The 1,112-nt window shown below is 53.3% G+C and carries 2 protein-coding genes; both read right to left on the bottom strand.

Annotated features, from left to right (window positions below; genetic code table 11):
- Positions 1-109: 109 nt before the first annotated feature.
- Complete coding sequence (locus tag SHIM_RS20050; protein WP_082358459.1) at positions 110-292, bottom strand: helix-turn-helix transcriptional regulator; 183 nt, start codon at positions 290-292, stop codon at positions 110-112.
- 79 nt (positions 293-371) lie between these two features.
- The gene (locus SHIM_RS20240) at positions 372-1,010 is read right to left on the bottom strand and encodes a hypothetical protein (protein ID WP_152926597.1); all 639 of its coding nucleotides are present in this window, start codon (positions 1,008-1,010) and stop codon (positions 372-374) included.
- Between the last annotated feature and the right edge of the window lie 102 nt (positions 1,011-1,112).

Genomic DNA, 1,112 nt, shown 5'->3' with positions numbered 1-1,112 from the left:
CTCTGCGCATCTTGCATGTGTTATATTCTGAATGCCCGCCGCATAGCGGTTATCCGGCCCCGGTTGCGCTTGCCCGCGCGCCGGGGTTTTCATTTGCCCGCCACTCATATCAAGCGGCCTCTTCGCGCAGGCTTTGAAGGTGGGCGTCCAACTCAGCTTCCGGCCAATACAATCGGCCCCCTAGCTTTATGCCGCGTGGCAGTCGACCGCTTTCAAAGTCGAGATAACAAGCTGAGCGTGAGCGGTTGCCCAGTTTTGCTCGAAGTTCGGTGAAGGTAAGATATCTTTGCATCCTTTTGCATCCTGAATTGTTCAAGGTGCCTCAAAGATGCCCGTCCTTATCCTGTTCGTCGTATCCTGAATTAGGTCATCTAATTCTGGGAACCTGACTTTAGCGAGTCACACTCTTTCCAAAAATCGTAAACGCGGCCATACGATGAAGGCCGCACATTAAGCTTGCTCATCGCCTCAGCGACTGCATCGCAAGCGCTAACGTGTTCGCTTGCAACATTGCGCGTCGATTTGAATCCTAGGTCGACTAGCTCTGCAACCGCTTTCCAAACGTAGTACTTTCGCCACCAAGTTTGTGCATGATTACCCTTCCTCTCGTTACGGGGGGTCGGCGGCGGTTGTTTACCATTAAGGATTTCGATTGCCAAAGACACCAACTCACTGGGCAACTGGTCGCCCCGCTCCAGAAGTCGTGCAGACAGTAAACCGGCTGCTTGAAACGCGAGTGGATTCCATGACGCTGCTTCGACAAGTTCAGGGATGTTCATACTGTCTTTGCTTGCTTTCACGGCAACAAAACCACGCTTTCCTATCCATCCATCGCTTAGGCTCAAAGCCTCTGCACTGCTTGCCCAACTCAAGATAAGTGCTTGACGGCTGATTTCGTCACACTCAGATACTCTTCCGCGTAATAAGCACTCTTTCGCTATTTGCACGGCCTCTGCGTACGTCGGTGTTGCGGATCCAGCGGGGGTGCTCGAATTGTTTTCGTCGCTCATTATTTCGCCCCCGCTAGTTTCACCACTTGCCCTGTGCCGCCCGTCAAATGATCCGCCCAGCGCTCGGCCAGCTTGGCACGTTGCTCTAGGAAGTCAGTGCGC

It is taken from the genome of Shimia sp. SK013 (assembly GCF_001292625.1).
In the GTDB taxonomy this organism is placed as follows: Bacteria; Pseudomonadota; Alphaproteobacteria; order Rhodobacterales; family Rhodobacteraceae; genus Shimia.
This window is presented reverse-complemented; position numbering and strand designations above follow the sequence as displayed.

Bases quoted from the DNA above. Each gene is read 5' to 3' on its own strand.
- SHIM_RS20240 (WP_152926597.1), bottom strand. From the start codon at position 1,010: ATGAGCGACGAAAACAATTCGAGCACCCCCGCTGGATCCGCAACACCG.
- SHIM_RS20050 (WP_082358459.1), bottom strand. From the start codon at position 292: ATGCAAAGATATCTTACCTTCACCGAACTTCGAGCAAAACTGGGCAAC.